12 protein-coding genes are annotated in these 15,791 nt (G+C 61.8%); 10 read left to right on the top strand and 2 right to left on the bottom strand.

The features are described 5' to 3' along the window. The first annotated feature begins 619 nt into the window (after positions 1-619). The gene (locus FGE05_RS06145) at positions 620-2,230 is read left to right on the top strand and encodes an inorganic phosphate transporter (protein WP_139642487.1); all 1,611 of its coding nucleotides are present in this window, start codon (positions 620-622) and stop codon (positions 2,228-2,230) included. 149 nt (positions 2,231-2,379) lie between these two features. Here FGE05_RS06145 and FGE05_RS06140 read toward each other — a convergent pair whose 3' ends face one another. After that, positions 2,380-3,318: a LysR family transcriptional regulator gene (locus tag FGE05_RS06140; RefSeq protein ID WP_139642484.1), complete on the bottom strand. Its 939-nt coding sequence runs from the start codon at positions 3,316-3,318 to the stop codon at positions 2,380-2,382. 110 nt (positions 3,319-3,428) lie between these two features. On the opposite strand from FGE05_RS06140, the gene FGE05_RS06135 reads away from it, so the two are divergent. Continuing rightward, positions 3,429-4,946 carry a CoA-acylating methylmalonate-semialdehyde dehydrogenase gene (locus FGE05_RS06135; RefSeq protein WP_139642479.1) on the top strand — a complete coding sequence of 506 codons (1,518 nt, stop codon included), beginning with the start codon at positions 3,429-3,431 and terminating at the stop codon, positions 4,944-4,946. A gap of 82 nt (positions 4,947-5,028) precedes the next feature. Here FGE05_RS06135 and FGE05_RS06130 read toward each other — a convergent pair whose 3' ends face one another. Beyond that, positions 5,029-5,952, bottom strand: coding sequence for a LysR family transcriptional regulator (locus tag FGE05_RS06130; protein WP_139642476.1), 924 nt, complete (start codon positions 5,950-5,952; stop codon positions 5,029-5,031). A 112-nt stretch (positions 5,953-6,064) separates the two neighbouring features. Between FGE05_RS06130 and FGE05_RS06125 the strand changes: the two genes are divergently transcribed. The 8 genes from FGE05_RS06125 to FGE05_RS06090 all read left to right on the top strand — a co-directional run bounded on the left by FGE05_RS06125 (position 6,065) and on the right by FGE05_RS06090 (position 15,780). Further along, entirely contained in the window at positions 6,065-7,060 is a 996-nt protein-coding gene (locus FGE05_RS06125) for an aldo/keto reductase (protein ID WP_139642473.1), read from the top strand. A gap of 486 nt (positions 7,061-7,546) precedes the next feature. Next, positions 7,547-9,421: a 3-dehydroquinate synthase gene (locus FGE05_RS06120; protein ID WP_139642470.1), complete on the top strand. Its 1,875-nt coding sequence runs from the start codon at positions 7,547-7,549 to the stop codon at positions 9,419-9,421. Next, positions 9,418-10,308, top strand: coding sequence for a UbiA family prenyltransferase (locus tag FGE05_RS06115; RefSeq protein WP_139642467.1), 891 nt, complete (start codon positions 9,418-9,420; stop codon positions 10,306-10,308). Before FGE05_RS06120 ends, FGE05_RS06115 begins: the two co-directional genes overlap by 4 nt. Beyond that, on the top strand, positions 10,305-11,078 hold the full coding sequence (locus FGE05_RS06110) for an EboA domain-containing protein (RefSeq protein WP_139642463.1): 774 nt from the start codon (positions 10,305-10,307) through the stop codon (positions 11,076-11,078). The genes FGE05_RS06115 and FGE05_RS06110 overlap by 4 nt, the downstream gene beginning before the upstream one ends. Before the next feature lie 38 nt (positions 11,079-11,116). Next, a complete protein-coding gene (locus FGE05_RS06105; protein WP_139642460.1) occupies positions 11,117-12,001 on the top strand; it encodes a TatD family hydrolase in 885 nt (294 codons plus the stop codon). Beyond that, a complete protein-coding gene (gene eboE, locus FGE05_RS06100; RefSeq protein WP_139642456.1) occupies positions 11,998-13,227 on the top strand; it encodes a metabolite traffic protein EboE in 1,230 nt (409 codons plus the stop codon). The genes FGE05_RS06105 and eboE overlap by 4 nt, the downstream gene beginning before the upstream one ends. After that, positions 13,217-14,671, top strand: a complete 1,455-nt coding sequence (locus tag FGE05_RS06095) for an alkaline phosphatase family protein (RefSeq protein ID WP_139642549.1) — start codon at positions 13,217-13,219, stop codon at positions 14,669-14,671. The genes eboE and FGE05_RS06095 overlap by 11 nt, the downstream gene beginning before the upstream one ends. Further along, positions 14,641-15,780 (top strand): hypothetical protein, encoded by a 1,140-nt coding sequence (locus tag FGE05_RS06090; protein ID WP_139642453.1) that lies wholly within the window; start codon positions 14,641-14,643, stop codon positions 15,778-15,780. The genes FGE05_RS06095 and FGE05_RS06090 overlap by 31 nt, the downstream gene beginning before the upstream one ends. Positions 15,781-15,791: the final 11 nt, after the last annotated feature.

Raw genomic sequence — 15,791 nt, 5'->3', positions numbered from 1 at the left:
CCAGGCCGCGCTTGGGCATGCCGCAGAACCGTTCGCGGTTTTGCAGGGCAGCAGAAGGTTGGCGGGCCAGCAAGGCGTATTGGCGGTCGTCCATGATCAGGTCTCGTTGCAGCAATTTTAAAAGGAGTACGCACGGCGCTTCGCGCTCGGTCGGGGCGTCCGAGCCTTCCAGATTGGGGGGGGGGCGAAGGGGGTGGCCATCAAAATAGTGGCGCAATGGTAAAGAGCCATCATTTTGGCGTCAACTTTGTTTAGTCAGAAGAGAGGGACTTCGTCGAAGAGCCTGCTTTCGCAAGCCAGCCAGTCTCCTTGTGGGAGCGAGCCTGCTCGCGATGACGGCTGCACAGTCAACCTCCCTGCAAGCTGAACCACCGCCATCGCGAGCGGGCTCGCTCCCACAAGGGATTGGGGGCACTCGGGCTTTTTGCATACCCTCGCTTGAATCAGTTGACTCACTGACGCCAGTCACCATCTCGTAACAAATCGTGAATAGCATTTCCGTTGGTACTCACAACCCAACCCTTCCGCCATGCCGGCAGCAGTTCATCCACCACGAGCAGCGTGACTGCAGTGGCAAAGAGCGCCGGAACTGCGTTCCCTCCATGAACCGGATGTCATCATGACCACCCCGACCTTTGTCTCAGATTCGATAAGCCCCATCTCAAGACCGCAGCTCAACCGCAAGCCGAGCATGCTGACCCTGATCGTATTTTTCGCAGTGCTGGCCACCGGCCTGCTGTTCACCGCCTACAGCCTGGTGCGTGACATGGGCGAATTCGGCACCGTGGTCACCACCTGGACGCCGTTCCTGCTGTTGGGCGTGGCGCTGCTGATTGCCCTTGGTTTCGAGTTCGTCAACGGCTTTCACGACACCGCCAACGCCGTGGCGACGGTGATTTACACCAACTCCATGGCGCCGAACTTCGCGGTAGCCTGGTCGGGGTTCTTCAATTTTCTCGGGGTGCTGCTGTCCAGTGGAGCGGTGGCCTTCGGCATCATCGCCTTGCTGCCGGTGGAGCTGATTCTGCAAGTCGGTTCATCGGCCGGTTTCGCGATGATTTTCGCCCTGCTGATCGCCGCGATCCTGTGGAACCTCGGCACCTGGTGGCTGGGCCTGCCGGCGTCGTCCTCGCACACCTTGATCGGCTCGATCATCGGCGTCGGCGTGGCCAATGCCCTGATGCACGGCCGTGACGGCACCAGCGGGGTGGACTGGACCCAGGCTGCCAAAGTCGGTTACGCGCTGCTGCTCTCGCCCCTGGTGGGTTTCGGCTGTGCCGCGCTGCTGTTGCTGGCGCTGCGAGCCTTCGTCAAGAACCGCGCTCTGTACAAGGCACCGGAAGGCAACACCCCGCCACCGTGGTGGATTCGCGGCATGCTGATCGCCACCTGCACCGGCGTGTCGTTTGCCCATGGCTCCAACGACGGCCAAAAAGGCATGGGACTGATCATGTTGATCCTGGTGGGGACCCTGCCGATGGCCTATGCATTGAACCGCACCATGCCTGCCGATCAAGCCTTGCAGTTCGCCGCCGTGGCCGAAGTCACCCAGCAGGCCCTGGTAAAAAGCACACCGCAACCGGCACCGGCAGATCCCCGGGCGGTCCTCTCCGATTTCGTTCGCAGCAAGGAAGCCACGCCGCAACTGGTGCCTGCCCTCGCCGCCCTCACCGGCGCCATCGGGGCTGAGGTCAAGGGCTACGGCTCATTGGCCAAAGTGCCCGCCGAAGCCGTGGGGAACGTGCGTAACGACATGTACCTGACCAGCGAAACCATCCGCCTGATGGACAAGAACAAAATCGGTAACTTCGACGCCGATACCAGCGGCAAGCTGCAATTGTTCAAGCAGCAGATCGACAACTCCACACGGTTCATTCCGCTGTGGGTGAAAATCGCCGTGGCCATCGCACTTGGCCTCGGCACCATGGTGGGCTGGAAGCGAATCGTGGTGACGGTGGGCGAAAAGATCGGCAAGAGCCACCTCACCTATGCCCAGGGCGCCTCGGCGGAAACCGTCGCGATGCTGACCATCGGCGCCGCCGACATGTTCGGCTTGCCGGTGTCCACCACCCATGTGTTGTCTTCAGGGGTGGCCGGGACCATGGTCGCCAATGGCTCGGGCTTGCAGATGCGCACGATCCGCAACCTGCTTATGGCTTGGGTATTGACGTTGCCGGCGGCGATTCTGTTGTCGGGCAGCCTTTATTGGTTGCTGACCAAATTGTTCTGACGCAGGGACCTGTGGCGAGGGGATTTATCCCCGCTGGGGTGCGAAGCAGCCCTAAAACCTGACAGGACGGTGTGTCAGGCAGTATGTCTGGGGGCGCTTCGCACCCCAGCGGGGATAAATCCCCTCGCCACAAAAAGCTGGGCCAGCTCTCAATCCGCCACAAAGCCCTCTACGAAGGTCTCTCGCAGCCAGGCCGTAAACACACTCACCGCCCGTGGCACATGGGCGGAGTAAGGGCGAATGGCATACAAGTGGGAAGCGAACGCCCCGGTCGACTCCCAGTCGGGCATCACCTCGACGAGCTTGCCGTCACGCAGCGCGGCTTGCGCGCTGAAATCCGGCAGCAAGGCGATGCCTAATCCGCAGAGTGCCGCCTCACGTAACGCTTCGCTGTTGTTGGCGGAAAACACGCCGGTGACCGGCACCGTGGTACGAGGATGATCAGGCGCCGCATTCCTTGGCACGAAGTGCCAGGCCGGCTGATCCTGGCGGGGATAGTAGAGACAATCCTGACCCACCAGCATGTGGGGTTCCGTTGGAATTCCCCGACGCGCCAAGTACTCGCGACTCGCCACTAGAAGCGTGCGAGTACGGCAAAGCGGCCAGGCGACGTGGGTATCCGGTGGGGCCTGTGTATGGCGAATGGCGAGGTCGAACCCTTCCATCGCCAGGGCGCTGATGTTGTCCGACATGGACAGCTCCACGCGGATTTCCGGATAGGCCTGAAAGAACGTCGCCAACCTGGGGACCAATTGCTGCCGGGCCAATGCGACAGGGGCCGTGATCCGAAGCAATCCCCGCGGCGTTTGTGCAAGGTCCTGGACACTGGCAAAACTATGGGCGATTGCACCAAAGGCCGCGCGTGTTTCCTCGACCAGGCCACGGCCGGCATCCGTAAGCCGCACGCTGCGCGTGGTTCGCTGTACCAGGGCGATCCCGGCTTGCCGTTCCAGCTCGGCGATATGCTGACTCATCGCCGCCTTACTGACACCCAGGCGACGTGCCGCCGCGGTAAAACTGCCCTGCTCCGACAACACGGTGAGCCAATGGAGTTGATTCCAGGGGATGTCGAGGGGTGACTTTTTCATAAGGTGATTGTTTGCCAATGTGAACAATGAGTTCAATCTTAGACGGCTAGGCGCGCTAACGCACCCTTCCTACACTCCCGAGGGTTCCCACCCCTCATCGGAGAAACTGCATGACGGATTCTATTGCCCCAATCGATCACTACATCCACGGGCGTCACGTCCCGAATACCTCCGGGCGTTCTCAAGACGTATTCAACCCAGCCACCGGCAGGGTCACCGGCCGTGCGGGCCTGGCCGGTGTCGATCAGGTCAATGCCGCCGTGCAGTCGGCAGCCGAGGCATTTCCCAAGTGGGCCGACACACCGCCGATACGCCGCGCCCGCGTCATGTTCAAGTTTCTTGAGTTGCTGAACAGCCACCGCGACGAGCTCGCCCGGTTGATCACGGCGGAGCACGGCAAAGTGTTCACCGATGCCCAGGGCGAAGTCTCCCGGGGTATCGACATCGTGGAATTCGCCTGTGGCATGCCGCAGCTGTTGAAAGGTGATTTCACCGAACAAGTGTCGACCGGAATGGACAACTGGACCGTTCGCCAACCGCTGGGCGTCGTGGCCGGTATCACGCCGTTCAACTTCCCGGTGATGGTGCCCATGTGGATGTTCCCGGTGGCTATCGCGGCGGGCAACACCTTCGTGCTCAAGCCCAGCCCGACCGATCCGTCACCGTCGCTGTTCATTGCCGACCTGTTCAAGGAAGCCGGTTTGCCGGACGGCGTGTTCAACGTCGTGCAGGGCGACAAGGCAGCGGTCGATGCGCTGCTCGATCACCCTGAAGTCAAAGCCGTGAGCTTTGTCGGCTCGACACCGATCGCCAACTACATCTACGAAACCGGCGCCCGCCAGGGCAAGCGCGTGCAGGCACTGGGCGGCGCGAAAAACCACATGGTGGTGATGCCTGACGCCGATATCGACCAGGTCGTCGACGCGCTGATCGGCGCGGCCTTCGGCTCTGCGGGCGAGCGTTGCATGGCGATCTCGGTGGCGGTGTTCGTCGGGGATGTCGCCGACAAAGTCATGCCGAAACTGGTGGAACGCACCCGGGCGCTGAAGATCCTCAATGGCATGGACCTGACCGCCGAAATGGGCCCGATCGTGTCGAAAGCAGCTCACCAACGCATCACCGGCTACATCGAACAGGGCATCGCCGAAGGTGCGCAAATGTTGGTGGACGGTCGCGACTTCCGAGGAAACGAGGCCGGAGAAGGTTGCGGGGATGGGTTCTGGCTGGGGGGCACGCTCTTCGATCACGTCACACCGCACATGAGCATCTACAAGGATGAGATCTTCGGCCCCGTATTGGGCTGCCTGCGGGTCAACGACTTGAAGGAAGCCGTCGACCTGATCAACGCCCACGAATTCGGCAACGGCGTTGCCTGCTTCACCCGGGACGGCAACGTAGCCCGGGAGTTCAGCCGGCGCATCCAGGTCGGAATGGTGGGTATCAACGTCCCGATCCCGGTGCCCATGGCATGGCACGGCTTCGGCGGCTGGAAACGCAGCCTGTTCGGCGACATGCATGCCTATGGCGAAGAAGGCGTGCGTTTCTACACCAAGCAGAAGTCGATCATGCAGCGCTGGCCCGAAAGCATCGGCAAGGGTGCCGAGTTCGTGATGCCGACGGCGAAATAACCCGTTCGCCATGATCGTGAGCCCTGGCGCAACTACTCCGGTAGTGGGCGCCAGGAGCCGCCCGCCTTGGCCCTCACGACCACTAGATCCTCACCATCCATTCCCCGTGCACATCCGCTTCCCCGTGCAACACCTCAATCACCCAGTCGATGAACACCCGCACCCGTGGCGACAGCTGTCGATGGGGTGGGTACACGACTGAAATCGGCCACAACGGCACCGCATAGTCGCTCAGAACCTGCACCAGGCGCCCTTCGGCCAACTGCTGCTGAACGTGGTAGCGCGGCACCTGGATCAAGCCGAATCCCGCCTCGCAGGCGCTGACGTAGGCATCGGCATTGTTGACAGTCAGTTCGCCCGGCATCTGCAACTCACGCACCTGCCCCGCCACCTCGAATTCGAAGGGGAAGTAACGCCCATTGCCGGACGCGAAGCTGATGGCGCGATGCGTCGCCAGGTCCTCCAGTTGCCGAGGCGTGCCCGACCGGGCCAGATAGTCGGGGCTGGCGCAGGTCAGTTGGTGCAATCGCACGATGGGCCGTGCCACCAACGCCTGGTCGGTGATATTGCCGGCGCGGATCGCACAATCCACGCCTTCGCGCTGCAGATGCACTTGCCGGTCGTGAAAGCCGATGTCCAGTTGCAGCGCCGGATAGCGTCGATAGAAGTCCGGCAGGCGCGGCAGGATCCAGCTGCAACCGAAGGCGATGGGCATGTCCACCCGCAAGGTGCCGCGAGGCTGGCTCCGTTGTGCCGACAGTGAACCTTCGAGGTCATCGAGATCGTCGAGGAGTTGGCCGCAGCGCTGGTAGTAGGCTTCACCGTCAAGCGTGGCGCGCACCTGTCGCGTGGTGCGCTGGAGCAATTGCACGCCCAGATGCGCTTCGAGCTGTTGAATCAGCAGGCTGACGGTGGCTCGGGGCAATTCAAGGTCATCGGCGGCCTTGCCAAAACCACCCAGCTCGACAATTCGCCGAAACACCTGCATGGCCTGTAAACGGTCCAATGGCTTACCTCACTATTTAGAAATCACGAATAGTTAAACCAATATTCGTGGATTTATCCATGCAATCGTTTACCGCAAGCTGAGCGTGTCATTCATCTGCAGGAGCAACATCATGAAAACCCGCCAATTGGGTCATCAAGGTCCCCACGTTTCCGCCATCGGCCTGGGCTGCATGGGCATGTCGGATTTCTATACCACCGGCGTCGACGAACGGGAGTCGATTGCCACGCTGCATCGCGCGCTGGAGTTGGGGGTGACGATGTTCGACACTGCCGATATGTACGGCCCCCACACCAATGAAGAGCTCCTCGGCCGGGCCTTGAAAGGCAAGCGCGACAGCCTCTATCTGGCGACGAAGTTCGGACTGGTGCGCAGCAGCGATCCTCATGCCCGAGGCGTCAATGGTCGTCCCGAATACGTCAGGCAATCCGTCGATGGCAGCCTCAAGCGTCTGGGTACCGATTACATCGATCTCTACTACCAACACCGCATCGACCCTCAGGTGCCCATTGAAGAAACCATCGGAACCATGGCCGAGCTGGTCAAGGCCGGCAAGGTCCGCCAGATCGGCATCTCCGAGGCCAGCGCCGAGACCATTCGACGAGCGCACGCGGTGCATCCACTGGCAGCGGTGCAAAGCGAATACTCGTTGTGGTCCCGCGAGCCCGAACACAATGACGTGCTCGATACCTGCCGTCGCCTGGGCATCGCGTTTGTCGCCTACAGCCCGTTGGGCCGGGGCTTTCTGACCGGCGAGCTGAAGACACCGGAAGACTTCGCTGCCGATGACTATCGCCGCTTCAACCCGCGCTTCCAGGCAGACAACTTCCGTCGCAACCTGATGCTGGTGGAACGGGTCAAGGCGTTGGCCGCGGACAAACACATCAGTGCCTCACAACTGGCACTGGCGTGGGTGTTGGCCCAGGGCGACCATGTCATCCCGATTCCTGGGACCAAACAGCGCAAATACCTGGAGAGTAATGTGGCGGCCGCCGAGGTGGTCTTGAGTGCCAATGAACTCGCCCAGCTGGATGAAATTTTCGGCGCCAACGAGGCGGTGGCGGGCGAGCGGTACGATGCTCGGACGATGACGTTGCTGGATGGTTGAATGGAGAAGCACGGCTGACATCAACGTCGGCTGATCCACCGCCATCGCGAGCAGGCTCGCTCCCACAGAGGATTTGGGGTGTGCGCGCTATTTGCGTACACCACCAGACCCTGTGGGAGCCGGGCTTGCCCGCGATGACGGCGGTACAGTCAACATCACCGCAAGCTGATCTACCGCCATCGCGAGCAGGCTCGCTCCCACAGAGGATTTGGGGTGTGCGCGGCATTTGCATACGCCATCAAACCCTGTGGGAGCCGGGCTTGCCCGCGATGGCGGCGGCACCTGTCGGCGAAAAATCAATTTGCCATCAAATCGCCTTGCAAAAAGACGATGCCCGACTAGATTCAAAACTGTCTTCACAAGCGCAACCCAACGCACCTGGGTCAGCCCCTCAAGCGAGAGCCTCTATCGACCTGAAAACCACCAGACGCTGCTTTTAGATTACTGACACGGAATAAGTCAAAAATATAAAAGAGGGATGCTTTGATGAAGCGTAGCCGGTGGTTTCGTGCACTCTCGCAAAAAGGTCCAGCCACGCCTTTCTGGCTGTCGCTGATCTGCTTCTCAGGCCTGGTGATCGCCAGCTTCGTGCTGTTCGAACAGCAGATCCAAGACTTCCTGACCCATCTCAACCTGTACCTGCCTACGACACCGTCCCAGAAACTCAACCTGGCGTTGTTGCTGATTGCCCTGCTGACGCTGGACGTGGTGTTGCCGGTGCCGTCGAGCATGGTTGCGCTGCTGGCCGTGGCGATGCTTGGCAGCGTCGGTGGTTACCTGGTGATTTTCCTCGGGCTGTGCCTGGGGGCCGGGCTGGGTTATGCCTTGGGCGCCGGTTATTTCCGACTGCTGTCCGGCCGCTTGGGTCTTCATCAGCGTCAGCCGGGCCAGCTGGGGTATCGGTTGGGCACGCTGTCGTTGATCTGCCTGCGAGGCGTGCCTGTGTTGGCGGAAACCTCGGTGGTGGCGGCAGGGATGCAACGTTACCCGCTGCGTGCGTTCGTGCCGGTGACAGTCCTGGCCAACGCAGGCCTGGCGCTGGCCTACAGCGCCATCGGCACCTTCCTCGTCGAGCAGAATGCGTTGCTGGTGACCCTGCTTGCCAGCATGGTCTTGCCCGGGTTGTTCATCGCCGGGTACAGCCTGTTCAAAAACCTGCGCAAACGCGACATCGAGCAGCCCCTGCGCGGGCGTTTCGAGGTCAGTTACGACTACCCGGTGATATTCACCGATCATCTGTTCGACCCGCTCAATCCCTGCCTTCACCGCCAACTCACCACCCGACAACGAGGCCCGGTGACGGTCCTGGTGTTCGCCGATGAACAACTGCTACACAGCGTCCCCTCGTTGCCGGAACAGATCGACGCCTACTTCACCGCCCACTCCGCGGACCTGCGTTTGCAGGCGCCACCAATTGCCGTACCGGCCGGCGAACTGAGCAAGGATTCACAAGTGCTGCAGCAGCTCTACAGCGACATGCTGCAGCATGGCCTGGACCGGCATTGCTATGTGCTGGCCCTGGGCGGTGGTGCGGTGCTGGATGCGGTGGGCTATGCCTGCGCCACTTTCCATCGCGGCATGCGCCTGATCCGAATCCCTAGCACCGTGCTGGCCCAGAACGACGCGGGCATCGGCGTGAAGAACGGCATCAATGCCTTCGGCCAGAAGAATCTGCTCGGTGCGTTCTACCCCGCCACGGCGGTGATCAACGATTTCCAGCTGCTGATCAGCCTCAGCCATCGCGATCAGATCGCCGGGTTGGCCGAAGCGGTGAAAGTTGCACTGATCAAGGACCAGGCTTTCTTCCAATGGATGGAGCAACAGGCCGACGCCCTCGCCCGCTTCGATCATGCCGCCAGCCGCTATGCCATCCGCCGTTGCGCCGAGCTGCACCTGGCGCACATCACCGGAGCCGGCGACCCGTTCGAGCGCGGCAACGGTCGCCCGTTGGACTACGGTCACTGGGCGGCGCACAAGTTGGAAAATCTCAGTCATCACCGGCTGCGCCATGGTGAAGCGGTGGCGGTAGGCATCGCCTTGGACAGCCTGTATGCCAACACCCTGGGACTGTTGAGCGATGCCGACAGCGAGCGCATCCTGCGCCTGCTGCTCAAGCTCGGCTTCAGCCTCAACCCACCGGAGTTGAACCTCAAGGATGCACAGGGTCGTTCGTCAGTGTTGCTCGGGCTGGAAGAGTTCCGCCGGCACCTGGGCGGGCAACTCTCTATCCCCATGCTCAATCGGATCGGCGAATCCCTGGACCTGCACGAGATCGATGCCGCTCGAATGGAGCAGGCATTGCAGCGGTTGTCCGCCCTCGGTGATCCAGCGCTCGCCCTGAGCGAAGGCTGCGCGCAATGAGCCAGGCACCGCTGAATATCAAGACCTGGATGACCCTGGGCCGGGTCTCCAACCTGCCCACGGTGTGGACCAACACCCTGGCCGCCGCCCTGCTCGCCAGCAGCGCCGGAGCCCTGGCGCCGCCGTCGTCCCTGGTGTGGCTCCTGCTGCTGGCCGCCCTGTCGCTGCTGTACCTGGCCGGCATGTTATTGAATGATTTGCTGGACGCCGACTGGGACCAACAACACCACAACCCCCGCCCCATCACCCTGGGCCTGGTCAGCCGCCAGCAGGTACGGTTGGCCACGGCGTTGTTGCTGATGCTCGCTGCTGCGGCACTGCTGGGCCTGAGCCGGCTGATCGATCAACCACACTGGATGCTGGGCAGCGCGACCCTGCTAGTGGCCTGCATCCTCGGCTACAACGTGCTGCACAAGAAGTACGCCCACAGCGTCTGGCTGATGGGCGCCTGCCGTTCGGCGCTCTACCTCACCGCGGCGGCCAGCCTGGCGATTCCGCCGGGGCCGATCTGGCTGTGCGCGATGCTGCTCGGCGTCTACATCAGCGGCCTGACCTATCTGGCCCGCCAGGAACACCGTAATCAGTTGCTCAGCCGTTTGCCCCTGCTGCTGATGCTGAGCCCGTTGGTGCTGGCGTTCTACTCCAATAGCCTCTGGTTCTGGCCGGTCATGCTGCTCTGGCTGGGATGGCTGGGCCGCAGTTACTGGCGTCACCTGGCGCAACCACAGCAACGGCAGGTACGGGCGTTTATCGGTGCCGGGCTGGCGGCCCTGCCACTGTTCGATGCCCTGGTGCTGGCGGTGGCTGACCAGCCACTGGGCAGCCTGGCCTGTGTCTTGGTGTTTTTCCTGCTCCCACACTTCCAACGCTGGGTCAAACCGACATGAACACGGACGTTACCGCGCCGTCATCGACGGTCTTTGAAATGCGTCACGATTGCCTCGCCGAACATCACCAGTTGCTCACGCAACAGCTCGACGATGCCGAGCGGCAATGGTGGAGTCAGGCACGGGAGCAGCTTGCCCAACGCCCGGATGCGACGACCACGGCGCTGTTGAGCAGCCAGTGCAAGCGTCATATCAAAGAGCATGCACTGCCCGGCAAGGCCGACTGGAGCACCGTGCAGCTCACACGGGCATTGTTGCTGGTCCAGGTGCTGGAGCAACAGCCCGCCGCCGAGCAATTGCCCTTGCTCCGCCAGTTGTTCCTGTGGGGCGACGACCAGGAAAAGATCGCGCTCTTGAAAGCCCTTGATTGGCTCGACAGCCAGGGGGCATGCGTGGAGCTTGCCTTGCAAGCCGGGCGCACCAGTAACAGCCAGGTGTTTGCCGCTCTCGCGCTGGACACCTTCTATCCGTCACGTCACTACGACGACCGGGCCTTCCATCAACTGGTGTTGAAGGCCCTGGGCATGGGACTCGATGTGCGGCGCCTGCTCGGCCTGACACAACGGCGCAGCGTCAGTCTCAACCAATTGGCCCTCGACCTGCTGGCCGAACAGCTCGCCGCCGAACGGACGGTGTCCGCCGGGTTGCCGCGGGTCATCGATTTCGACCTGCTCAGTCCGGCGCAACGCCAGCGCCTGGTCGGCCTCGGCCAGCAGCAACGCCTGCCACCGGAATGGCACGACGACCTGGCCCAAATCTCACTGAACTGATGCTCAACGGTTCCCTGCCTTCTTGATGAGGACTCACCATGCCCAAGTACTTCGATCCGCATATTCATATGGTCAGCCGCACCACCGATGATTACCAGAACATGGCGGCCGCCGGCATCACCGGGGTCATCGAGCCGGCCTTCTGGCAGGGCCAGGCCAGGACCAGTGTCGGCAGTTTCATCGACTACTTCGACACCCTGCTGGGCTGGGAGCGGTTTCGCGCCAGCATGTTCGGCATTCACCACTTCTGCACCATCGGCCTCAACCCCAAGGAAGCCAACGACCTGTCGATCGCCAACGAAGTACTGGAGATCCTGCCGCGCTACCTGATGAAAGACGGCGTGGTCGCGGTCGGTGAAATCGGCTACGACGACATCACCCCGGAAGAAGATCGTTTCCTCGCCGCGCAACTGGAACTGGCCAAGCAGTTCAATCTGCCGGTACTGGTGCACACCCCGCACCGCGACAAGATCGGCGGCACCAAGCGAACCCTGGCGGTCATTCGTGAAGTCGGGATTGCCGAGCACTTGGTGATCATCGACCACCTCAACGAATTGACCCTGCCCCTGGTGCTGGATACCGACTGCTGGCGCGGCCATTCCATCTACCCCAATACCAAGATGTCGGAACAGCGCATGGTCGCCCTGTTGCAGGAATACGGCACCGAGAAAATGGTGGTCAACAGCGCCGCCGACTGGGGCATCAGCGACCCACTCAAGGTGCCAAAAACCGGCCAGGCCATGTTGGCGGCCGGCTTCAGTGAAGCGCAGGTCGAGCAGGTGCTGTTCCACAACCCGGTGGACTTCTTTGCCCAGAGCGGCCAATTGGACAAGACCCTGGTCAGCACCCCGTTGCCCATCGACCAGCGGCGGCAGTGGCAGGAAAATTCCGCCTTGCGCGGCCAGGAACCGGTGATCAAATGAACGCCGGCACGGGTTGGCAAGCCGGGCAGGTCGGCTATTGCAGCAACGTGCACCCGACCCGTGACCTGGCCGGGCTGCGGTCTTCCATCGAACAGCATTTCAAGGGTGTGCGCACGTTGCGCAGGCTCGACGAACAGGACAGCGGCCTGTGGATCAGCGCCCTCGCCGCCGCCGAACTGCAACAAACCTCGGCGCGCGCGGCCTTCCTCGACCTGCTGCGATGCAGCGGGCTGCGCCTGACCTCGCTCAATGGTTTCCCCTACGGCCAGTTTCATCAGGGCGCGGTGAAGGCCGAGGTCTATCTGCCCAGTTGGGCCGATCCGAAGCGGCTGGTGTACAGCCTGAACCTGGCGAGGATCCTTGCCGAAGCCTTACCGGTGGACTGCCACCAAGGGGTGATTTCCACCGTGCCACTGGGTTATGCCGCCCATTGGAATGCAATCTTGCACCGGCGCGCCGAGCATCAGTTGCGCCAACTCACCGCCTCACTGCACAGGCTGCATCAGGAGACCGGCAAGAAGATCGTGTTCTGCCTGGAGATGGAACCGGACTGTGTGCTGGAACACACCGACCAGGCCATCGCCTTCTTCCACCGCCTGCAAGCCAGCGATCCGCACCATGATCATCTGGCGCTGTGTTTTGACGTGTGCCACCAGGCCGTGGTCTTCGAGGACTGTTATCAGTCCCTGGATAAGCTGCGCCAGGCCCGGGTGCCCGTAGGTAAGATCCAGCTGTCCAACGCCTTGATCTGCCAACTGCCCCAGGATGTCGAGCGCCGCGAGCAGGTCCTCAAGACCCTGGGCGATTTTGCCGAGGCCACCTACCTGCATCAGGTGAAAGCCCGTGACGGGCAGGATCGCCTGGCGGCCTGGGCGGACCTCCCCGCCGCCCTCGACGAATGCGCGAACACCCCCGGGCACCACCCCGAGTTGCGGATTCATTTCCACATTCCGCTGTTCAGCGACCACTTGCTGTTGCCCGAACTCAGCGGCAGCCAGATCGCCCTGGCGCAGACTTTCGATTTCCTCGCCGGCCACGAGGATTTTCGTCCGGTACTGGAAGTGGAAACCTACAGCTGGGGCGTCCTGCCGGAGCAACTGCGTCCCACCACCGCCCATGCCCAACTCCAGGGCATCGCCAGGGAACTGCGCTGGGTCGAAGAGCAACTGCGCCACCGGCACCTGCTGCAACCCCAAGCGCGGGAGGCGTATGCCAATGCCCGCTGAGCGCCCGCGCCAACCGCTGCTGCTGATCAACGTGGTGGGGCTGACCCCGGCGCTGCTGGGCGCGTCGACGCCGCACATCAATGCGCTGCTGAAGACGGCCAAGATGGCGACCCTGCAACCGGTGTTCCCGGCCGTCACCTCGTCGGTGCAAGCCTCGATCCTCACCGGGCTGACACCCTCTGAACACGGCATCGTCGGCAACGGCTGGTATTTTCGCGACCAGGCCGAAGTACGTTTCTGGCTGCAGCCCAACGTCCTGATCCAGGGTGAAAAGGTCTGGCATACGCTCAAGCGCCGGCTTTCGGGGTTTCGCTGCAGCCAGTTGTTCTGGTGGTACAACATGTACGCAGACGTGGACGCGGCCATCACGCCACGCCCGCACTATCCCGCCGATGGTCGCAAGCAGTTCGGCCTGTATTCGGCACCGCCCACGCTGCATGAACGTATCGAACAGCAGATCGGCGAGTTCCCCTTCCCAGCCTTCTGGGGACCGGCCGCCGGCATCGCGTCGAGCCGCTGGATCGTCGACTGTGCCATCGCCGAATTCGCCATCAACCGTCCCGACCTGCAGTTGATCTACCTGCCTCACCTGGACTACAGCCTGCAACGCCTGGGCCCTGATCATCCGTCGATTGCCGGGGAAGTGCGTGCCATCGACAGTGAGGTAGGTCGCCTGCTGGACTTTGCCCAGGCGCAAGGCGCAGCGGTGATGTTGCTCTCCGAATACGGCATCGAGGCCGTCCGCCAATCGGTGTCCATCAACCGACTGTTGCGCTCGGAAGGTTTGCTGCAAGTGCGTCAGTCCCTGAGCTGGGAACTGCTCGACCCAGGCGCCAGTGCCGCGTTCGCCGTCGCCGATCATCAGATCGCCCATGTCTATGTGAAACAGGCGCAGGACATTCCTCGGATCAAGGCGCTGCTGCTGCGCCAACCCGGCATCGAGCAGGTGCTGGATAAAGCCGAACAACGGATCTGGCACCTGGACCATCCGCGCAGCGGTGAGCTGGTGGTCGTGGCCGAGCCGGGGCATTGGTTCGATTATTACTACTGGTTCGACGACCGCAAGGCCCCTGACTTTGCTCGCACCGTGGACATCCACCGCAAGCCGGGCTATGACCCGCTGGAGCTGTTCATCGACCCGGCCATTCGTTTCCCAAAACTGAAAGTGGCGCGGCGCCTGCTGCAGAAGAAGCTCGGTTTTCGCTACTACATGGACCTGATTCCACTGGACACCGGACTGGTTCGCGGCAGCCATGGACGCCTGCCCGACAGCGAGCTGACCGGCCCGCTGCTCATCACCAATTGTGATCTGCCATTGCCCCAGCAACTTGCGGCCACGGCGGTGAAACAACTGCTCCTGGAACACTTCCTGGGGCGCCCTCACACCGACACGGCCAATGCCAAGGAGCTTCCATGCGGCGAGCCATTACCATCACAGTTCTGAGTGCCCTGGCCGGATTGGCCCAGGCCGAGAACACCGGCCCCTTCAACTGCGACAAATTCCTGCAGTTCGGAACGAACGTCGACCAGACCCGATCCGCGTTCAACACCAGTCCCGAAACCATGGCCTGGAACTGGTTCGTCTGTTTGAACCGGGCCGACGCCAACGGCTACAACCGTCAGTGGGAGTTGTTCAAACCTTCCGATCAGGTCTATCTGGCCAATGGCGCGAACCCCGGTTCATATGACAGCCGTATGAAACTACCGGATGAGGTGATCAGGCAAGCCCGAGCTCTGGGGCTGAATTCGAGTCGTCTGTTTCATAACCTCAACGCCGTCCAACAGGTCGACGGCCTGAGCCTGGAAATGGGCGGTAAAGCCGTGCCCGAGGCACAAAAAGGTCACGTCGTGCGCTTTCAACTGCTGATGGGCCAGGACACCTACGACTACATCGTCAAAAACAACGTCTACAACGTGGATGGTCAAGCGGCCCTGACGAGCAACCTGAACTTTCCGGCCACGGCCTGGGAGTTGAAAGCCTCCTGGCTGTGGATCGGCACGGACACGAACTACAAGACGCAGCTGGAAAAAGATGGCTACTACGTGGCCCAGGCCTACTACGCCGTGGGCTCCAGTTATCAGGTCGGTTATGCGGCGTTGAGTGGTTTGCATGTCGTCAACAAGCTGGACGCCAACTGGGTCTGGACCACCTTCGAAAACATCAATAACCACAAGTACACCGTGACCAAGGGCAAGCCACCCAAGCCGATGACAAACCACACCGGGCCGACACCGGATGCCATACCGGTCAATGCCCGGTTCCAGGCCAGTAACCCGCCGCTGTCGAAGTACGAGCTGATCGGCGTGGAATTCCAACCGATTACCCAGGTCCTGGCGAACTCGCAGCTGGAATCGGCATTCCAGGACTCATCGTCCTGCCTGGCCTGCCACAGCACCGCCGCCTACTCGAAGAACGACGGCTACTTCAATTTCGCCATCCCGAGCTCAGGGGGCCTCACCTACCCCACTGCACCGCTGCCGGACAAAGCCTTCAACGGCTACAACAAGCTGGATTTTGTCTGGTCGCTGAAACGCGCCCAGTGGAAACGCTAAGGAGAGCACGA

This window comes from Pseudomonas sp. ICMP22404 (genome assembly GCF_006227205.1).
In the GTDB taxonomy this organism is placed as follows: Bacteria; Pseudomonadota; Gammaproteobacteria; order Pseudomonadales; family Pseudomonadaceae; genus Aquipseudomonas.
Note: the sequence above shows the minus strand (reverse complement) of the source record. Positions and strands in the feature narration are given on the sequence as shown.